Source organism: Vibrio sp. PNB23_22_6, from assembly GCF_052877535.1.
Genome location: NZ_JBNFXP010000058.1, coordinates 1 through 1,651, shown reverse-complemented (window position 1 = coordinate 1,651; position 1,651 = coordinate 1). Strand labels below are relative to the sequence as shown.

General features: G+C 49.0%; 1 rRNA gene. It reads right to left on the bottom strand.

From position 1 onward, the window contains the following. Positions 1 to 1,492: ribosomal RNA gene (locus ACVA54_RS19590) — 23S ribosomal RNA — on the bottom strand; the annotation flags it as partial. Positions 1,493 to 1,651: the final 159 nt, after the last annotated feature.

The window sequence follows — 1,651 nt, the reverse complement described above, 5'->3', positions numbered from 1 at the left end:
AAAGAGCCGGATTTACCTAACTCTTAAGCCTACGCACTTGAACCTGGACAACCGTCGCCAGGCCCACCTAGCCTTCTCCGTCCCCCCATCGCAATTGTAAGAAGTACGGGAATATTAACCCGTTTCCCATCGACTACGCCTTTCGGCCTCGCCTTAGGGGTCGACTTACCCTGCCCCGATTAACGTTGGACAGGAACCCTTGGTCTTCCGGCGAGGGGGTTTTTCACCCCCTTTATCGTTACTCATGTCAGCATTCGCACTTCTGATACCTCCAGCATGCTTTACAACACACCTTCAACGGCTTACAGAACGCTCCCCTACCCAATGCAGTAAACTGCATTGCCGCAGCTTCGGTTTATTACTTAGCCCCGTTACATCTTCCGCGCAGGCCGACTCGACCAGTGAGCTATTACGCTTTCTTTAAATGATGGCTGCTTCTAAGCCAACATCCTGGCTGTCTGAGCCTTCCCACATCGTTTCCCACTTAGTAATAATTTGGGACCTTAGCTGGCGGTCTGGGTTGTTTCCCTCTCCACGACGGACGTTAGCACCCGCCGTGTGTCTCCCGGATAGTACTTACTGGTATTCGGAGTTTGCAAAGGGTTGGTAAGTCGGGATGACCCCCTAGCCTTAACAGTGCTCTACCCCCAGTAGTATTCGTCCGAGGCGCTACCTAAATAGCTTTCGGGGAGAACCAGCTATCTCCAGGTTTGATTGGCCTTTCACCCCTAGCCACAAGTCATCCGCTAATTTTTCAACATTAGTCGGTTCGGTCCTCCAATTGATGTTACTCAATCTTCAACCTGCCCATGGCTAGATCACCTGGTTTCGGGTCTATATCCAGAGACTGAACGCCCAGTTAAGACTCGGTTTCCCTACGGCTCCCCTAGATGGTTAACCTTGCCACTGAATATAAGTCGCTGACCCATTATACAAAAGGTACGCAGTCACAGGACAAAGCCTGCTCCTACTGCTTGTACGTACACGGTTTCAGGTTCTATTTCACTCCCCTCACAGGGGTTCTTTTCGCCTTTCCCTCACGGTACTGGTTCACTATCGGTCAGTCAGTAGTATTTAGCCTTGGAGGATGGTCCCCCCATATTCAGACAGGATATCACGTGTCCCGCCCTACTCGATTTCACTTATTATGCGTTGCCGGTTACGGGGCTATCACCCTGTATCGCACAACTTTCCAGAAGTTTCACCTGACGCATAAAAAGCTTAAGGGCTAGTCCAATTTCGCTCGCCGCTACTTTCGGAATCTCGGTTGATTTCTTTTCCTCGGGGTACTTAGATGTTTCAGTTCCCCCGGTTCGCCTCACACACCTATGAATTCAGTGTGTGATACTAGCTTATGCTAGTGGGTTTCCCCATTCAGAAATCCCAGACTCAAATGGTTGTTACTACCTAATCTGGGCTTATCGCAAGTTACTACGTCTTTCATCGCCTCTGACTGCCAAGGCATCCACCGTGTACGCTTAGTCACTTAACCATACAACCCGAAGGAGTTTCGAGTTGATGTTCAAATCACCAAAGTTGTCTCTCATTATTTGAATGAGCGAGAGACATTTCGATTTTGCCGGACTCAATTTCGAATAGTCACTTAAAAGTGACATTCCCAAGAACACTTGAATGTGTTTTTTGGTGTTTG